We start from the raw sequence: 16,714 nt of genomic DNA on the forward strand, positions 1-16,714 counted from the left end.
GAGCCGCAGGCCATGACCCGTACGGAGGGGCAGGAGGAGCGGCGGCACCGGCTGCGTGAACTGGTCACGGCCAAGGGCTTCGTCCGCACCTCGGACCTGGCGGCCGGGTTCGCGGTCAGTGTGATGACCGTCCACCGCGACCTGGACGCCCTCCAGGCGCAGGGCTGGCTGCGCAAGGTGCGCGGCGGCGCGAGCTGCCTGCCGTCCACGCAGTTCCACGGCAGTGTCGGCGAGCGCATGACGACCATGACGCAGACCAAGCGGCGGCTGGCGCGGGCGGCGGCCGAGGAACTGGCTCCCGGCCGGATCGTGGTGATCGACGACTCCACCACCTGTCTGGGCCTGACCCAGCACCTGCCCCACCACACACCGATCACGGCGATCACCAACTCGCTGCCCGCCATCACCGCTCTGGCCAAGGAGCCCGGAGTGGCGCTGGTGGCGCTCGGCGGCACCTACTTCCCGGCGTACGACGCCTTCATGGGACCGCACACCGCGCAGAGCGTGTCCGCCTTCCGCGCCGATGCGCTGTTCATGTCCACCACCGCCGTCACCGCGGGCCGCTGCTACCACATGTCGCCCGAGACAGTGCAGGTCAAGCAGGCGATGATGGCCGCCGCGGCGCGCCGGGTACTCCTCGTCGACCATACGAAGTTCGCCAACCAGGGCCTGTACGCCCTGGCTCCGCTCACCGACTTCGACCTGGTCGTGGTGGACGACGCGACACCGGCCGGGGAGGTGCGCGGGCTGCGCGAGCGCGGCGTCGATGTGCGCGTCGTCCCTCGGTGACACCGGCGTTCCGCACCCTTCCGCACCTTCCGCACCTTCTGCACCCTTCCGCATCCTGAGGCGTCCGCTGTGGCGCGGCGGGAGACACATGGGGACTTGCCGGAGACGTCCAAGCTCTGACGCCGACCGTGGAAGTTTTGGCGGGTGATCCGGCCCGTACGACACCTTGACACCCCAATACATCGGATGTTCTGATGCCGATGCGTCCTGGTAAAAGGGGCCGGCCAAAGGAGCCGCAATGGGTCGGATCATGACAGTGACGGTCAGGGACCTCAGTTTCCGTACGCGTCGAGCGCACCATGGAACGGCCGCCGTTCACACGGCGCCCGTCTTATCCGGTATCTGACGCTGACCACACCCGCCACATCTTCTTGCCCCACCCCACTCACCGTGGTCGGGGCTTTCCCACAGCAGCCGCGGCGGCATGGCGCACACGCATAGGTGTCCGCGTTCCGTTTCCGCATTCCATGCCCGCGTTCCGTGCTGCCCGTGTACGGCCGTCCGAGCACGCACATGAAGTGGACTCCGCTATGAAAAGACGACTCCTCGTCGGTGTCACCGCGGCGGCTGCCGCCTGGGGACTGCTGGTGGGATGTTCCTCCAGTTCCAGCACGTCCAACCAGTCGAAGGACAAACTCGTCTGGTCGATGTGGATCGCGGGCTCGTCCGACAAGGCGGCCTGGCAGCAGGTGGCGAAATCGGTCAGCGCCCAGGGCGGCCCGAAGGTCACGATCCAGGGTGCGCCCTTCAACGACTACTTCACCAAGCTCCGCACCCAGCTCAGCACGGGCAGCGCGCCGTGCATCGTGAGCATCCAGAGTATCCGCGCGGCGAATTACGCCGATGTTCTGCGGCCGATCGACTCCTATGCCAAGAAGGGCGGGCTCGACCTTTCCGAGTTCGACACCACCGCCCTGAACGGAATGAAGGTCGACGGAAAGCTGTACGCCCTGCCGTATGACACCGGGCCCATGCTGCTCTTCTACAACAAGGACCTGTTCCGGCAGGTCGGTGCCGAGGAACCGAAACCCGGCTGGACGCTCGCCGACTTCACGGCGGCCGCGGCGAAGTTCAAGGCGGCGGGAAAGAAGATGTTCGCCTCGACCGTCACGGACATGAACCTCGAATCGATGATCCTCGGCTACAACGGCGGCCGGGTCATCAAGGCCGACGGAACGCTCGATCCGTCGAACCCGACCTTCGCCAAGGGCCTCGACTGGCTCTCCTCGCTCGTCAAGAACGGCACCGCCACCGAGGCCAGCGCGGACAGCGACGCTCCCTCCAACAGCTTCGTGTCCAAGAAGGTCGGCATGTATCTCGATGGCCCCTGGTCCCTGCTCGACCAGAGGGACAAGGTGAAATTCCCGATCGGGGTCACGACCATACCCACCGGCCACACCTCAGGACCGGCCACCTTCTCTGCGGGGTCCGGATTCGGTGTCTCCCGCCAGTGCGCCTACCCCGACCAGGCGTTCAAGGCCATCAAGACGATGACGAGCCAGAAGGTGCTCACCACCCTGGCGCGGCAGGGGCGCGCCTTCCCCGGACGCACCGCCGCCCAGCAGACGTGGTACGAGAACGCGGATATCGACGGCGTCGAGAGCGTACTCAAGACGGCCCAGAAGGCATCGACACCACTGCCGGGCAACAAGCAGAGCGACCAGCTCCAGCAGCTCTTCTCGCAGTACGGGATCCAAGCCGTCAACGGACAGCAGTCGGGCGCCGAGACGATGAAGTCCATCGCGGGCCAGCTCGGGCAGTGAGGGCCGTGACAACCGAGCAGGCCGCCCCGGCCGCACAGGAGGTGGTGACGGTGGAGGTGGCCGCCCCGGACACCGCCGTCGCGGTGGACGAGGAGCCCGACGCGCGGCGCCCGGCCGAGGTCGGGCGACGCTCATGGTGGGGCGCGGCGTTCGCCGCCCCGCACTCGATCGGGCTGGCGCTCTTCACCGTGGTCCCGATCGTCGCGTCCCTCGTCGTGAGCTTCATGAACTGGCCCATGATCGGTGGCCACACCTGGACCGGACTGGAGAACTACCGGCGGCTCTTCGACGATCCGGTCTTCTGGGTCGTGGTGCGCAACACCGCCGAGTACGTGATCCTCTATGTGCCGCTGAACCTCGTGGTCTCCCTCGGGCTCGCGGCCTGGCTGACACCCCGGATCAGGCACCGGCACATCTTCCGGGTGCTGTTCTTCATCCCCACCATCACCCCGCTGGTGGCGAACGTCGTCGTCTGGCGGATGCTGTACCAGCCCGACGGCCTCATCGACGCCACGCTCCAGTCCACCCTCGGCGGACACGCCCCCAACTTCCTCGCCGACGACACCTGGGCGATGTTCGCGGTCGTGGCGATGAGCGTCTGGGCGGGCTTCGGCTACAACATGCTCATCTTCTCCGCCGCGCTCGACGCGGTGCCGGACAGCCAGATCGAGGCCGCCCAGCTCGACGGCGCGAGCGCGTGGCGGACCTTCTGGCATGTGAAGTTCCCGGCCATCTCGCCGTCGATCTTCTTCGCCACCATGATGACCCTCATCACCTCGTTCCAGGTGTTCACCCAGCCGTTCCTGCTCACCAAGGGCGGCCCGGGGACGGAGACGGAAACCCTCGTCCAGTACATCTACAACACCGGCTTCCAGAACCAGCAGCTCGGGCTCGCCTCGGCGGGCGCCTGGGTGCTGTTCGTGATCATCCTCGGCATCACGGCGGTCCAGTTCCTCGGCCAGAAGCGGTGGGTGCACTATGAGTAGCGGCGGTACGCGGACGAGCGGAGCGGCACCGCGGGTGCGCCGCGCGATCGGCTATCTGATCCTCTGCCTCATCGCCCTGGCCTTCATGGCACCGCTCATCTACATGGTGGCCACGAGCCTCAAGCCCGAGTCGGAAACCTTCACCACCCCGCCGACCCTCTGGGGCTCCGCGCTCCGGTGGCAGAACTACACCGACGTCTTCAGCTATCTGCCGTTCGCCCGCTTCATCCTCAACGGTGTCCTCGTCGCCGCCGTCGGCACCGCCATCAACGTGACCGTCGCGGCACTCAGCGGATACGCCTTCTCCCGGCTGCGCTGGCGCGGCCGGAACGTGGTGTTCCTGCTGTTCCTCGCGACCCTGATGATCCCCCAGGACGTCCTCGTCATCCCGATGTACGTGATGATGCAGAACGTCGGATGGGTGGACACCGTGCAGGCGCTCATCATCCCGTGGGCGTTCACCGCACTCGGCGCGTTCCTGCTGCGCCAGTTCTTCCTGACCGTCCCCCAGGAGCTGGACGACGCGGCCCGGGTCGACGGCGCCGGGACCGTGCGCACCTTCCTCAGCGTGATGGTGCCCCTGGCCCGGCCCACCCTCGCCGTGCTCGCCGTCTTCACCTTCATCAGCTACTGGAACTCCTTCCTGTGGCCCCTCGTGATCGTCAACGATGTCAACGCGCGCGCCACCATCCCGCTCGGCCTCCAGGCGTTCTTCGGACAGCAGGGCAATGAGTGGAGCCTCGTCATGGCCGCCTCGGTGATCTCGATGCTGCCGACCGTGATCATCCTCGTCCTCCTCCAGAAGCACCTGGTGCGCGGCATCGTCACCAGTGGCCTGGGCGGCCGCTGACCCCTGTGCGCCTCCTCCTCTCCGGGAAAGGAATCCCCCTCGATGGCCATCCCCGCCTGGTTCACCGAAGACCGCTTCGGCATGTTCATCCACTGGGGCCTGTACGCCCTGCCCGCCCGCCACGAGTGGGTGAAGAACCGCGAGCGCATCACGGACGACGACTACGACCGCTACTTCCGCCACTTCGAACCGGACCTCTTCGACCCCCGCGCCTGGGCGCGGTCCGCCAAGCGCGCCGGAATGACGTACATGGTGCTCACCACCAAGCACCACGACGGCTTCTGCCTGTGGGACTCCAAGCTCACCGACTACACCTCGGTGAACACCCCGATCGGCAAGGACCTCGTCGCCGAGTTCGTCGAGGCCGTGCGTGCCGAGGGGCTGCGCGTCGGCTTCTACCACTCGCTCATCGACTGGCACCACCCGGACTTCGTCATCGACGGCCTCCACCCGCGCCGTGACGACCCGCCGGAGGAGATCGAGCGGCTCAACGAGGGCCGCGACATGGCCCGTTACCGCGCCTATCTGCACGGCCAGGTGGAGGAGCTGCTGACCGGCTACGGCACCATCGACTACCTCTTCTACGACTTCTCGTACAAGGACGACGACCACCACGACGTGTGGAACGGCAAGGGCAAGGAGGAGTGGGGCTCGGAGGAGCTGCTGGCGCTCACCCGCCGGCTGCAGCCCGAGATCATCGTCAACGACCGGCTCGCCATCCCCGGCGACCTCGTCACCCCCGAGCAGTACCAGCCCGACCGGCCCATGGAGGTCGACGGGCGGCCGGTGGTGTGGGAGGCGTGCCAGACCCTCAACGGCAGCTGGGGCTACGACCGCGACAACCTCCAGGTGAAACCGGTCGACCTGCTGGTCCGGATGCTCGTCGACGGCGTCTCGAAGAACGGCAACATGCTGCTGAACGTCGGCCCGACCGGACGGGGTGACTTCGACGCCACCGCCCTCGCCACGCTGGAGGGGATCGGCGCGTGGATGTCCCGCCACCGGCGCTCGATCCACGGCGCGGGGCCCTCCCCGCACCGTGCCCCGGTCGACACCCGCTACACCCAGCGCGGCAACCGCCTCTATCTCCACCTCTTCGCCTGGCCCTTCGGCCATGTCCACCTGCCGGAGCTGGCGGGCAAGGTCGAGTACGCGCAGTTCCTGCACGACGCGTCCGAGATCACGTACCGCGAGATCGACCCGTCGGTCAAGGCGCAGAACACCGGACTCGGCGGCCAGCCGCCCGGAACCCTGACCCTGACCCTGCCGGTCGTCCGCCCCGATGTGGCGGTACCGGTCGTGGAACTGTTCCTGCGCCAGGACGGCTGAACCGGCCTTTCCCTTACCTCCGGTCCTTACCTCCGGCGTAATCGACGGACGGGACCCGGCTGGACGAGAGTTGCCGTGACGCGACGACATCTCATCGCCCGGGAAGGGTCCGCCACCATGCCGTACTTCGAGGGTTCCGACGGAACCAGCCTGTTCTACACCGACTGGGGACGGGGCAAGCCGGTGGTGTTCGTCACCGGCGCCTGGCTCGGCAGCGGTTCATGGGAGTACCAGATGCTCCCGCTGTCCGAGGCGGGCCTGCGCTGCGTCGCCTACGACAAGCGGGGACACGGCCGTTCGGACTGGGTCGGCCACGGCTACGACTACGACACCCTCGCCGATGACCTCGCGGCGCTGCTCGACCACCTCGACCTCCGCGAGGTCACCCTGGTCGCCCACTCGATGGGCGGCGGGGAGGTGCTGCGCTATCTGTCCCGCCACGGCCGTGACCGGGTGGGCCGGGTGGTGCTGATGGCCGTCACCGCACCCCTGATGGCCTGGGCGCCGGACCACCAGGAGGGGATACGGCAGCACCTCTTCGACGCCGTCGAGGCGGAGCGGACCAGGGACCGCCCGAGGTGGATGGCCCAGAACGCCCAGGCGTTCTTCGCCACCCAACTGGGCAACAAGATCTCCACCGAGCTCATCGAGTGGACGGTGCGACGGTGCCTGGACTGCTCGGCCAAGGCGGCCGTCGAGGTGGTCAGGACCGGATTCCACACCGATCTGCGCGCGGAGGCCGCGGCCCTCCAGCTCCCCGTCCTGATCATCCACGGCGACGCCGACGCCTCCGCCCCCGTCGACCTCTGCGGCCGCCGTCTGGCGGAGCTGGTCCCGGACAACGTCTACCAGGAGTACCCCCGGGCCGGACACGGACTCTTCATCACCCACGCCGATGACGTCAACCGGGACCTGCTCGAGTTCATCGGCGCCGCCCGACGGTGAGCCCCGCGGACGTCTCACCAGGTGACCGGTCTTGGCCAGCCATCCGGTACGCGGTACCGTCGGTGCGATATCGACGATGACCTGACGGAAGCCGGTGGGAATCCGGCACGGTCGCGCCACTGTGAACGGGACGCCCCCACGGGGACGTTCGGTGAGTCAGACCCGCAGCCATCGTCTTGTGCACCACCGAGATGGGACGCGAACTCCCGTAGGAGGCCACTGCCATGGCGCAGCATGTCGCCCAGCCGCCAGCCACCACTCCCGCCCTCCCCGCCACGCTGCCGCTGAAGGCGATAGCTCCCTGGGCCCTGTTCTTCGGCATCCTGATGCTGGTCCTGCTGTACTTCGTGGGCGCCGAGCAGGGCGCCACCGCGGTCCTGTCCGGCGAGGGCGTCCATGAGTGGGTGCACGACGCCCGCCATCTGCTCGGCTTCCCCTGCCACTGACGCGAGGGACGCCGTACTCCCATGAACTCCGCAACGGTGAGAAACCTGTTGGTGCGGGGCATGCTCGCCGGACTTGGCGCCGGTGTGCTCGCCCTGATCGCCGCCTATTTCCTCGGTGAGCCGAATGTCGACCGTGCGATCGGCTTCGAGGAGGCCCACGCCCACGCGCATGACCACGAGGTCGAGCTCGTCTCCCGCGGTCTGCAGTCCACCGCCGGTCTGGCCACCGGTGTGCTGATCTACGGGATCGCGTTCGGCGGCATCGCCGCCCTCGCGTACTGCGTCGCGCTCGGCCGCGTCGGCCGCTTCACCCCGCGGGCCACCGCGCTGCTGTTGTCCGGCTGTGCGCTGCTCGCGGTCTATGTCGTGCCGTTCCTGAAGTACCCGGCCAACCCGCCCGCCGTCGGCGACGGCGACACCATCGGCAAGCGCACGGCGCTGTACTTCCTGATGATGGTGCTCAGCGTGCTCCTCGCGATCGCCGCCACCATCCTGGGCAAGCGGCTCGCCCCGAGGCTGGGCACCTGGTACGCCACCGTCGCCGCGGTGGCCGCCTTCGCCGTCGTCATCGGGGTGGCGTACGCCTTCCTGCCCGTCGTCAACGAGGTCCCGGCGGACTTCCCGGCCACCGTCCTGTGGCGGTTCCGGCTGTCCGCCCTCGCCATGCAGCTGATCCTGTGGGGTGGCTTCGGCCTCCTCTTCGGCGAGCTCGCCGAGCGGCTGCTGAACCCCAGGCCCGCGAAGGACGAAGAGAGCCGGACGGTGGCGACCGCCGCCCCGAACTGACCACACCGACCACGCATGAGGGCCCGCGGAGCCATCCGGGGGCCCTCCCGCGTTTTCAGGGCCGCTGGGGCGGATGCCGCAGTCCGTTCTCCAGCAGCGCGAACGCGTGCTCCGCGTCGGCCACCGCGCCCGGGTAGCGCTCGTCGGCCGGTTCCCCGTATGTCACGCGTTCGGTGTTGTCCTGTGCCAGCGACCACTGGACGGCGACGATTTGGACGGCGGCCAGCCGCGCGGTGAGCTCCGGGGTGTCCGCCGTCTCCCGCAGCGCCTGCGCGAGCGCGCGCTCCGCACCGGCCTTGAACCGCTGCATCCGGGCCACCAGCGAGGGGGTGTCGAGGATCATCCGGGCGAGCTTGAGGATCTGGGGATGGTCGTTGAGCCCGGTGATCGGGTCCCGTTCGCGCAGGCCCTTGAGGAAGTGCTCGCGCAGTGCGGTGAGCGGTGCGGTGCGGTGCGGGCGGGCCCGTACGACGCGGGCGCTCTCGGTCTCGTGATCGGCGAGGCGGTGCACCACCAGGTCTTCCTTCGCCGGGAAGTACGCGAAGAGCGTGCGCTTGGACACCTCGGCGGCCTCGGCCACCTGGGCCACCGAGACCTGGTTGAAGCCGTGTTCGAGGAAGAGCGTGACCGCCGCCTCGGAGATCGCGGCGTGGGTCCGCTGCTTCTTCCGCTCCCGTAGCCCTGGCCTGCCGTCCACGGCGTCCACCGTAGCAGAGCGCTTGCCCTCAGGGGATTTCTGCACCTGGTATACATATAGACCGAGGCGAGAAACCGAGGAGGAGTGACCGTGCCGACGGAGAAGACGGAGAAGACGGTGGCCAGGGAGAAGACGGTGACGAGGGAGGCGCTGGGGAGCACGACCGACGTCGTCATCGCGGGCGCGGGCCCGACCGGGCTGACGCTGGCGTACGAGCTGGCGCTGGCCGGGGCCCAGACCCTGGTGCTGGAGAAGCTGCACCGGCGCATCGAGCAGGTGAAGGGCGGTGCGATCCAGCCCCGGACGGCCGAACTGCTGGAGTCGCGGGGGCTGTTGGAGCCGATGCTGCGGCGGGCCGCCCCGCGGGACCCGGTGGGTGGCCACTTCGCGATGCTGCCCGTGCCCTTGGACTGCACCCCCTGGCAGACCAGGCACGACGGCCCGATCGGCATCCCCCAGTGGAAGATCGAGGAGGTGCTCGAGGAGCGGGCGATCGCCGCGGGCGCGCGGATCCTGCGCGCCACCGCGGTCTCGGAGGTCGCGGCGGACGAGGACGGCGTGACCGTGACGGCGGACGGCCTGGAGGTGTGGGCGCGCTATCTGGTGGCGTGCGACGGCGGTCACAGCACGGTGCGCAAACTGCTGGAGCTGCCATTTCCCGGGCGGGCCGGGACCCATCAGGCGGTGCTGACCGACATCCGGCTGACCGCGGTGTCCTCGCTGGTGCCGAAGGAAAGGGGGCACATCAGCACCATGACCCGTCAGGCGGGCGGCTACTGGGCCATGCTGGTTCCGGTCGGCGGCGATCTGTACCGCTTCACCTTCGGCCACGCGGACCAGGCGGACACCGCCCGCGACGCCCCCGTCGCCCGCGAGGAGATCGCCACCGCGCTGCGGGCGGTGTACGGCGAGGAGACCACCCTCGGAGCCGTGGACAACGCCTCGCGCTTCGGCGATGCCACCCGACAGCTGGAGCGGTACCGCGTGGGCCGCGTGCTGTTCGCGGGCGACGCCGCTCATATCCACCCGCCGATGGGCGGCCAGGGGCTCAACCTCGGCATACAGGACGCGTTCAACCTCGGCTGGAAACTGGCCGCGGTCATCCAGGACCGGGCGCCGAGCGGCCTCCTGGACAGCTACCAGGCGGAACGGCACCCGGCCGCGGCCCGGGTCCTGCACCACACGTCGGCCCAGCGCGTCCTGGCGGACCCCAACCCGAGCGAGGACGTGGCCGCCCTGCGCGACATCTTCATCGACCTGCTGCGCCTGCCCGATGCCAACCGCCATCTCGCGGGGCTGATGTCCGGCCTCTCACTGCGCTACGGACTGCCCGGCGACCATCCCCTCACCGGGCGGCGGGTGCCGGACGCCGACCTGGTCACCGAGGCCGGTGCCACCCGGCTGTCGGCGCTGTTCGGCTCGGGCCACGCCGTGCTGCTCGATCTGGCCGGAGCCGTCCCGGACGGCCTCCGGCTCCCGCCACGCGTCGACCTCGTCCGGGCCACCTGCGCCGTCGACCTGGGCGCCGCCGCCCTGCTCATCCGGCCCGACGGCTATGTGTGCTGGGCGGCGGACACGTCGGCCGTCTGCGCGGAGACCCTGCTCGCCACCATCGGAAGCGGTCTGACGACGACGGACGCGCACTGAGACGGGGCCCGCGCATGATTACGCTGCACCCATGAGCGAACTGATCAGGACCCCCGCCCCGGACGGAGTCGCGCCCGCCGCCCAGTACTCCCATGTCGTCCAGGGCACCGGGCACTTCGTGGCCATCTCCGGGCAGATCGCCCTGGACGAGGCGGGCAACGTCGTCGGTGAGGGCGACCCGGCGGCCCAGGCCCGCCAGGTCTTCGAGAATCTGCGGCGCTGCCTCGCCGCCGCCGGTGCCACCTTCGACGATGTGATCAAGCTGACGTACTTCGTCACGGACATGGCCCATATGCCGGCCATCCGCGAAGCCCGCGCCGCCCGCATCCCCGACGACCGGCTGCCCGCCGCCTCGGCGGTGCAGGTCGTCTCGCTGGCGCGGCCGGAGTTCCTGATGGAGATCGAGGCATTCGCGGTGGTGGCCGGGTGACCACCGGGGACGCCACGCGGATCGCCTACGGGACGTCGTCGGCGATCCGGTGCCGCAGGTGGTCGTAGGCCCAGGCGGCGAGGGTGGTCGGGGTGGTGGTCCGCACGGTGCGGGGCAGTTCGGGCACGAAGTCCTCGCGCAGGCCGGTCGACATGCCGAGCACGGCCTCGACCAGGCTCTCGGCCATCCCCACCTGGCGGAGCCGTGCGCGCATGGCGTCGTCGGTGATCCGCTCGACGCCGATCGGCCGGCCGAGGGCGGCGGTGAGGATGTCGCCGACCTCCCGCCAGGTGAGGTCGGCGGGCCCGTGGACCGCCTGTACCCACCGGCCGGACCAGTCGGGGGACAGCAGCCGGGTGGCGGCGACCTCGGCGATATCGCGGGGCGCCACCCACGCCATGGGCTGGTCGAGCGGCAGGATCACCTGGAGGGCGCCCGCGCGCAGCGCCCCGAGTTCGAGTTCGAGATTGCTGAAGAAGTAGCCGCAGCGCAGATGGGTGACGTCGGCACCCGTACCGTCCAAGGCGATCTCGGTCGCCGCGAGGCCGTCGATCTCACCGGCGCCGTGGCGCTTCTCGGCGCCGACGCTGGACTGGAACACCACGCGGCCGATCCCGTTCTCGGTGACGGCGCGGACCACGCCATCGGTGGCGCGGGCGTACTCGTCGAGGGGATCCCCGTGGCCGCTGGCCGGGTTCACCCAGAACAGCGCGTCGATAGCGCGGGTGGCGGCCACCACCGCGTCCGCGTCGTACTGGTCGACCGGCACCGCGTCCACCTCGGCCCGGACACCGGCCGCCAGCCGCCCCGGATCGCGCAGCAGGACACGTGGCCGGATCCCGGCGCGGACCAGGGTGGCGACGACATGGCGGCCGACGTTTCCGGTCGGAGTGGTGACGGCGATCCGCATGGTTGCTTCCTCTCATCGGCGGTTCAACCGCACCCTAGGAACCAAGGCGGCCGGAAGCTGTCCGCCTCTCCTGGAAGGCTGGGGGAATGGAGCCCGATCCGACCATCAGGACCTTGACCCTGCTGACCCTGCTGCAGTCAGGGGGCGAGCGGACGGCCGCCGAGCTGGCCGACCGGCTCGGTACGAGCACCCGCACGGTGCGACGCGACGCCCAGCGGCTGCGCCGCCTCGGGTACGCCGTCGAGGCCCGCCCGGGCCCCGGCAGCGCCTACCGGCTGAACCCCGGGACCAGGATCCCGCCGCTGCTGTTCACCGCCGACGAGATCACCGCGCTGGTGGCCGGGCTGCATCTGATCCGCGCCTTCCTCCCCGAGGAGACGGTCGCGTCCAGCGCATTGCTCAAGCTGGACCACGTGCTGCCCCGCCCGCTGCGGCGTCGCGCCGCCGCCACCGACCTGGCCACCGAGGTGCTTCAGCAGCCCGGCGCGGTGGCCTCGGCGGCGGCCGTCGGTGTGATCGCCGACGCGGTGGCCGAGGACGGCAGGCTCCGCTTCCACTACACCGACCAGCACGGCCGCGCCTCCACCCGCCTGGTCGAGCCGTACCGCCACTTCCTGCGTGCCGGACACTGGTACCTCGTGGCATTCGACGTCCACCGGGACGACTGGCGCGCCTTCCGCCTCGACCGGATCACCGAACTCTCACGGGTGGCGGGCACCTACCGGCCGCACGCCTTCCCCGATGAGTCCATCGAGCACTGGCTGACCACCGACTTCGGCCGCGCCCCGCACGGCGTGGCGTGACCCCTATCGAGAGGACACCCGCTTTGTCTGACATCCACGCCGACGGTGCCGTGCCCGGCTTCGGCATCGACGCCATCCACGAGGCCGCGCGGCGCCTGACCGGGCAGGTGGTCAGGACGCCCCTGCTCAACTCCCCGATGCTGGACGACCTCGTGGGCGCCCGGGTTCTGGTCAAGGCCGAATGTCTGCAGCTGACCGGCTCGTTCAAGGTGCGCGGGGCGCTCAACGCGCTGCTCGCCCTGGACGAGGGCGCCCGCCGCGCCGGGATCGTGACCTACTCCGCGGGCAACCACGGCCAGGGCGTGGCCGCCGCTGCGCGGCTCGCCGGATGCCCCGCGGTCATCGTCATGCCGAGCACCGCCCCCCGTATCAAGGTGGACAACTGCCGCTGGTGGGGCGCCGAGACGGTGCTGTACGACCCGCGGACCGAGGACCGGGAGGAGATCACCCGGAGGATCCGGGAGGAGCGCGGGATGACGCTGATCCCGCCCTTCGACCACCCCCGCGTCATGGCCGGGCAGGGCACCGTCGGCCTGGAGATCGCCGAGCAGGCGCGCCAGCTGGGGCTGACCCCGGACACGGTCCTGGTGAACTGCAGTGGCGGCGGGCTGGCCGCCGGTGTGATCACCGCGCTCGACGACGCGTTTCCCGGCCTCGCGCATCACATCGTCGAACCGGCGGGCTTCGACAAGATGGCCCGGTCCCTCGCCACCGGCCGCGTTTGCGCCAACCCCCGCCCGCCGGGCGGCCTCATGGACGCCCTCTCCGGCCCGGCGGCCGGTGCCCGCCCCCTGGCCGTCCTCCGCCAGTACGACGTCACCGGCCTGACCGCCACCGACCAGGAGGTCCTGGCCGCCATGGGCACGGCCCACCGCCTCCTCAAGCTCGTGGTCGAGCCGGGCGCCGCCGCGTCCCTGGCGGCCCTGCTGTCCGGGAAGGTCGACGTCCGGGGCGGGGTCGTGGCGCTCGTCGCCTCGGGCGGCAACGTCGATCCGTCGGTCTACCGCGAGGCGCTGACGGACTGAAGCCGTTCCACCGGGGAGTCGACCTGGGCGCGGATCCTGGCGCAGCTGCGGGAGATGAGACGGGAGACATGCATCTGGGAGATGCCCAGCTCCTCGGCGATGCCGGCCTGGGTCATGTCCTGGAAGAACCGCAGATACAGGATGTGCTGCTCCCGCTCAGGGAGCCGGTTCAGACACGGCTTGACCGATTCCCGGGCGATGACGGTGTCGTAGCGGGTCTCGGGACGGCCGAGGGTGTCGGCCAGGGAGTAGCCGTCGTCGGCACCGGCGAGTTCGGCGTCCAGGGACAGGGACCGGAAGCTGTCGATGGCTTCCATCCCGGTCAGGACGTCCTCTTCGGCCATGTCGGCGGCCCGGGCGACCTGGGCCACGGTCGGGGAGCGGTCGGTGCCTTCGGTCGCGGCGAGGTACTGAATGGTGGCGCGGACCCTGTTGCGCAACTCCTGCACCCGCCGGGGGACATGGAGGTCCCAGGCGCAGTCGCGGAAGTACCGCTTGAGTTCCCCGACGATCGTGGGGATGGCATAGGCCTGGAAGGCGCCTCCGCGCCCCGGGTCGTAGCGGTCGACGGCCTTGACCAGGCCCAGGGCGGCGACCTGTTCCAGGTCCTCCAGGTTCTCTCCGCGGTTGCGGTAGCGGCGGGCGAGGCGGTGGGCCATCGGCAGCCATGCCCCGACCAGCCTCTCGGCCAGGGCGTCCCGCTCGGGCCCCTTGGACAGGGCGGCCAGCCGCTCGAAGTCGGCCGTGGTGTCAGGAGTGTCGTCGTGGCGGCGGCGGGCGCCGGTACCCATGGCGCTCATCAAGGTCCTCTTTTCTCCCTGCTCGGTTCGCTGTTCAGCGGAGCGGGAGGCCGACACGGCACAACTGGGGCTCACAGCGCGCGGTGCGCGCCTCCCGCCAGGTGTGCCTGCCTTCCGAAGCACCTTGGTCACTGACTCTTCTAGCCAGGGCCACCAACCTCAAACCAAGGGATTCATGAATTCTGGTTCGTGTTCTGTTCTCCGGGAGCCGCGGCCCGCGTCAGCCGCCCATGACCCGACGCCAGATGGCGACGGTGGTCGCGGTCGCGGCGGCGTAGTCCTGCTCGGGGGAGCAGGCCGCGCGGTAGAAGGTCCGCTCCGTCAGCCAGCACAGTGCGCGGGCCAGCGCGGCGGCCCCGTCGGGGCGGCTCTCGTCGGGGATCCCCGCCCGCGTCAGCACCTGGGTCATGGTGCGGGCGAAGGCCTCGACCGTGTCGTTCCACGCGGTTCCGATCACCGGGTGCAGCGCGGAGTAGTCCACGGCCGCCCGCATGACGGTGCCGTGCTCGCGCCAGACCCGCTCCACGCCCCTGACGGCCCGCTCCATCACCTCGGCGGGTGGGGACTCCGCGTCCTGTGCCGTGCTGTCGGCCCCGGCCCGGATGGTGCGCAGGGTGCGCTCGACGAGGGCGGCGAGGACCTCGTGCTTGTTGCCGAAGTAGAAGTAGAGGGAGCCGCGTGAGATCCCGGCGCCTTTGGCTATCGCCTCGACCGTGAGCTCCTCGAGGCCGGTGTGCTCGAGCAGCGCCTCGGCGGCGTCCAGGAGCGCCTGCTCGCGCACGTCCCCCTTTCTCGGGGCGGCACTGCGCCTTCCCACGGTGACCTCCCCTGATCGGCCCTTGTGGGCACTGTACTTCCGCGGGTTCACGCGGTGGTGATCTGCGCTCCGCCGGGGAAGTCCGTCGTCCGCGACAGCTTCTCCCAGCCGCGGATGTCGTCGTCCACCGCCTGCCGGGCCGCCGTGACCAGGCGCAGCGCGTCGGAGCCCAGCACCAGATGGGCGGGGGGCTCGGGGGCGTCGAGGATGTGCAGCACCGCTTCGGCGGCCTTGCGCGGGTCGCCCAGCTGGTTGCCGCTGGCCGCCGTCCGTGCCTCGCGGAGCGGTGTGAACAGCGCGTCGTAGTCGGAGACGGTGCGCTCCGCGCGGGTCATCGAACGGCCCGCCCAGTCCGTACGGAACGAACCGGGCTCGATGGCCGTGACCTGGATGTTGAACGCGGCGACCTCCTTACGGATGCTCTCGAGCATGCCCTCCAGCGCGAACTTGCTGCCGCAGTAGGCCGACATCCCCGGCACCGCCATCAGGCCGCCCATGGACGTCACCGCCATCAGGTGGCCCGCGCGCCGCTCGCGCATATGGGGCAGAACGGCCTGGAGCGTCGCCGCGGCCCCGAACACATTGGTCTCGAACTGCGCACGGACCGCCGACAGGGGCGTCTCCTCGAAGATCCCCTCCAGGCCGTACCCGGCGTTGGCGATGGCCACATCGAGCGGACCGGCGGTGGCCTCGGCCTCGTCGACCACGGTGCGCACCGCCACGTCATCGGTGACATCCAGCCGCCTGGCGTGGGCCCGTCCCGGCGCCAGGGCCTCGAACGCCTCCCGGTCGGCTTCCCGGCGCACGGTGCCGACCACCGTATGCCCCGCGTCGAGCGCCCCCTCGGCGAACGCCCGGCCGAGCCCGCTGCTCACACCGGTGATCAGGAAGGTCTTCATCTCCGCTCACATCCCTTGGTCGCGCGGTCGCGGCAGCCGCGCCGCGCGGAGGTCTCGGTCTCTCCTCCTTAAAATCTACACCACGTCGATTTTTTTCATCGCTGTGTAGGCGCCGCGCTGCGGTGCGGGACCTCAGGCGGCGGCGGTGTCCCGGTAGCCGCCGAGCCTGCCCTTGTGGAAGACCAGGGGCTCACCGGGGCCGGTGGACATGCGCAGCACGCGGGCGACGACGATGACGTGGTCGCCGCCGTCGAGCTCCTGCTCGAGTGCGCAGTCGATCCAGGCGACGGCGCCGTTGACGCGCGGGGCGCCGTCGGGGGAGGGGTGCCAGGGCACATCGGCGAACTTGTCGCCGCTCCTGCGGGACAGCGACCGGCACACCGCGTCCTGTCCCTCGGCGAGGACGCTCGCGCTGAACCGGCCGCCGTGACGGACCCTGGGCCAGCTGCCGGAGGTGCGGGCGACGCTGAAGGCGACCAGCGGAGGCTCCAGGGAGAGCGATGCGAAAGTCCCGACGATCAGGCCGACGGGCCGGGCCGAGGCGGGTTCCACGGCGGTCACCGCCACCACACCGGTGGGCAGGTGGGACATGACGTGCCGGAAGTCCAGCTGGTCGATGCGGAGGCCGGGGCGGGTGGGTGGGGCGGTGGTCATGGTGATGCTTGCTCCCTTCGATGTGACGGGTCAGGCCGGTGCGTAGACAGGTCAGGTCAGTGCGGTGACGGGTCAGGCCAGCGCGCCCACCGCGCCCGGCAGTTGGCCGCCCTCGTGCCGCGCGGCGCGGATCCCGGA

General features: G+C 70.2%; 18 protein-coding genes and 1 riboswitch. Of the genes, 12 read left to right on the forward strand and 6 right to left on the reverse strand.

The features are described 5' to 3' along the window. The first annotated feature begins 12 nt into the window (after positions 1-12). The 8 genes from VT50_RS09190 to VT50_RS09225 all read left to right on the forward strand — a co-directional run bounded on the left by VT50_RS09190 (position 13) and on the right by VT50_RS09225 (position 7,894). On the forward strand, positions 13-789 hold the full coding sequence (locus VT50_RS09190) for a DeoR/GlpR family DNA-binding transcription regulator (RefSeq protein ID WP_046088073.1): 777 nt from the start codon (positions 13-15) through the stop codon (positions 787-789). 530 nt (positions 790-1,319) lie between these two features. Next, positions 1,320-2,552, forward strand: a complete 1,233-nt coding sequence (locus tag VT50_RS09195; RefSeq protein WP_240529096.1) for an ABC transporter substrate-binding protein — start codon at positions 1,320-1,322, stop codon at positions 2,550-2,552. 5 nt (positions 2,553-2,557) lie between these two features. Next, positions 2,558-3,538 (forward strand): carbohydrate ABC transporter permease, encoded by a 981-nt coding sequence (locus tag VT50_RS09200; protein ID WP_206269378.1) that lies wholly within the window; start codon positions 2,558-2,560, stop codon positions 3,536-3,538. A 34-nt stretch (positions 3,539-3,572) separates the two neighbouring features. Beyond that, the gene (locus VT50_RS09205) at positions 3,573-4,388 is read left to right on the forward strand and encodes a carbohydrate ABC transporter permease (protein ID WP_063893239.1); all 816 of its coding nucleotides are present in this window, start codon (positions 3,573-3,575) and stop codon (positions 4,386-4,388) included. 42 nt (positions 4,389-4,430) lie between these two features. Further along, entirely contained in the window at positions 4,431-5,717 is a 1,287-nt protein-coding gene (locus tag VT50_RS09210; RefSeq protein WP_046088076.1) for an alpha-L-fucosidase, read from the forward strand. Positions 5,718-5,792: 75 nt separating this feature from the next. Continuing rightward, positions 5,793-6,662 carry an alpha/beta fold hydrolase gene (locus VT50_RS09215; RefSeq protein WP_338058313.1) on the forward strand — a complete coding sequence of 290 codons (870 nt, stop codon included), beginning with the start codon at positions 5,793-5,795 and terminating at the stop codon, positions 6,660-6,662. A 34-nt stretch (positions 6,663-6,696) separates the two neighbouring features. Beyond that, positions 6,697-6,850: riboswitch (cobalamin riboswitch) on the forward strand. A gap of 36 nt (positions 6,851-6,886) precedes the next feature. Beyond that, positions 6,887-7,108 carry a CbtB domain-containing protein gene (locus tag VT50_RS09220; RefSeq protein WP_046088078.1) on the forward strand — a complete coding sequence of 74 codons (222 nt, stop codon included), beginning with the start codon at positions 6,887-6,889 and terminating at the stop codon, positions 7,106-7,108. Positions 7,109-7,129: 21 nt separating this feature from the next. Further along, entirely contained in the window at positions 7,130-7,894 is a 765-nt protein-coding gene (locus VT50_RS09225) for a CbtA family protein (protein ID WP_046088079.1), read from the forward strand. A gap of 55 nt (positions 7,895-7,949) precedes the next feature. Here VT50_RS09225 and VT50_RS09230 read toward each other — a convergent pair whose 3' ends face one another. Further along, entirely contained in the window at positions 7,950-8,591 is a 642-nt protein-coding gene (locus VT50_RS09230) for a TetR/AcrR family transcriptional regulator (protein WP_206269379.1), read from the reverse strand. A 135-nt stretch (positions 8,592-8,726) separates the two neighbouring features. Here VT50_RS09230 and VT50_RS09235 point away from each other — a divergent pair, with 135 nt between their 5' ends. Next, the gene (locus VT50_RS09235; RefSeq protein WP_420822180.1) at positions 8,727-10,238 is read left to right on the forward strand and encodes an FAD-dependent monooxygenase; all 1,512 of its coding nucleotides are present in this window, start codon (positions 8,727-8,729) and stop codon (positions 10,236-10,238) included. 31 nt (positions 10,239-10,269) lie between these two features. After that, complete coding sequence (locus VT50_RS09240; RefSeq protein ID WP_046088081.1) at positions 10,270-10,668, forward strand: RidA family protein; 399 nt, start codon at positions 10,270-10,272, stop codon at positions 10,666-10,668. 25 nt (positions 10,669-10,693) lie between these two features. Here the strand turns inward: VT50_RS09240 and VT50_RS09245 are convergent, their stop codons facing one another. Beyond that, positions 10,694-11,578: an NAD(P)H-binding protein gene (locus VT50_RS09245; RefSeq protein ID WP_046088082.1), complete on the reverse strand. Its 885-nt coding sequence runs from the start codon at positions 11,576-11,578 to the stop codon at positions 10,694-10,696. A gap of 113 nt (positions 11,579-11,691) precedes the next feature. Here VT50_RS09245 and VT50_RS09250 point away from each other — a divergent pair, with 113 nt between their 5' ends. Further along, complete coding sequence (locus tag VT50_RS09250; protein ID WP_240529097.1) at positions 11,692-12,381, forward strand: helix-turn-helix transcriptional regulator; 690 nt, start codon at positions 11,692-11,694, stop codon at positions 12,379-12,381. Between the two features lie 23 nt (positions 12,382-12,404). After that, positions 12,405-13,406, forward strand: a complete 1,002-nt coding sequence (locus VT50_RS09255; RefSeq protein WP_046088084.1) for a threonine ammonia-lyase — start codon at positions 12,405-12,407, stop codon at positions 13,404-13,406. On the opposite strand, the gene VT50_RS09260 is transcribed toward VT50_RS09255, so the two are convergent. The 4 genes from VT50_RS09260 to VT50_RS09275 all read right to left on the reverse strand — a co-directional run bounded on the left by VT50_RS09260 (position 13,382) and on the right by VT50_RS09275 (position 16,576). Beyond that, positions 13,382-14,206, reverse strand: coding sequence for a SigB/SigF/SigG family RNA polymerase sigma factor (locus VT50_RS09260; protein WP_046088085.1), 825 nt, complete (start codon positions 14,204-14,206; stop codon positions 13,382-13,384). The two genes, VT50_RS09255 and VT50_RS09260, sit on opposite strands and share 25 nt — an antisense overlap. A 220-nt stretch (positions 14,207-14,426) precedes the next feature. Next, on the reverse strand, positions 14,427-14,987 hold the full coding sequence (locus tag VT50_RS09265; RefSeq protein ID WP_240529098.1) for a TetR/AcrR family transcriptional regulator: 561 nt from the start codon (positions 14,985-14,987) through the stop codon (positions 14,427-14,429). An 83-nt stretch (positions 14,988-15,070) separates the two neighbouring features. Further along, a complete protein-coding gene (locus tag VT50_RS09270) occupies positions 15,071-15,922 on the reverse strand; it encodes an oxidoreductase (protein ID WP_046088087.1) in 852 nt (283 codons plus the stop codon). A 132-nt stretch (positions 15,923-16,054) separates the two neighbouring features. Then, positions 16,055-16,576, reverse strand: coding sequence for a flavin reductase family protein (locus VT50_RS09275; protein WP_079343797.1), 522 nt, complete (start codon positions 16,574-16,576; stop codon positions 16,055-16,057). Positions 16,577-16,714 lie beyond the last annotated feature (138 nt).

This window comes from Streptomyces antioxidans (assembly GCF_000968685.2).
Taxonomy (GTDB): domain Bacteria; phylum Actinomycetota; class Actinomycetes; order Streptomycetales; family Streptomycetaceae; genus Streptomyces; species Streptomyces antioxidans.

What these genes read in the sequence shown, in the direction of transcription:
- VT50_RS09190 (WP_046088073.1), top strand. Translation starts at nt 13, where the DNA reads ATGACCCGTACGGAGGGGCAGGAGGAGCGGCGGCACCGGCTGCGTGAA.
- VT50_RS09195 (WP_240529096.1), top strand. Translation starts at nt 1,320, where the DNA reads ATGAAAAGACGACTCCTCGTCGGTGTCACCGCGGCGGCTGCCGCCTGG.
- VT50_RS09210 (WP_046088076.1), top strand. Translation starts at nt 4,431, where the DNA reads ATGGCCATCCCCGCCTGGTTCACCGAAGACCGCTTCGGCATGTTCATC.
- VT50_RS09220 (WP_046088078.1), top strand. Translation starts at nt 6,887, where the DNA reads ATGGCGCAGCATGTCGCCCAGCCGCCAGCCACCACTCCCGCCCTCCCC.
- VT50_RS09225 (WP_046088079.1), top strand. Translation starts at nt 7,130, where the DNA reads ATGAACTCCGCAACGGTGAGAAACCTGTTGGTGCGGGGCATGCTCGCC.
- VT50_RS09240 (WP_046088081.1), top strand. Translation starts at nt 10,270, where the DNA reads ATGAGCGAACTGATCAGGACCCCCGCCCCGGACGGAGTCGCGCCCGCC.
- VT50_RS09245 (WP_046088082.1), bottom strand. Translation starts at nt 11,578, where the DNA reads ATGCGGATCGCCGTCACCACTCCGACCGGAAACGTCGGCCGCCATGTC.
- VT50_RS09260 (WP_046088085.1), bottom strand. Translation starts at nt 14,206, where the DNA reads ATGAGCGCCATGGGTACCGGCGCCCGCCGCCGCCACGACGACACTCCT.
- VT50_RS09270 (WP_046088087.1), bottom strand. Translation starts at nt 15,922, where the DNA reads ATGAAGACCTTCCTGATCACCGGTGTGAGCAGCGGGCTCGGCCGGGCG.
- VT50_RS09275 (WP_079343797.1), bottom strand. Translation starts at nt 16,576, where the DNA reads ATGACCACCGCCCCACCCACCCGCCCCGGCCTCCGCATCGACCAGCTG.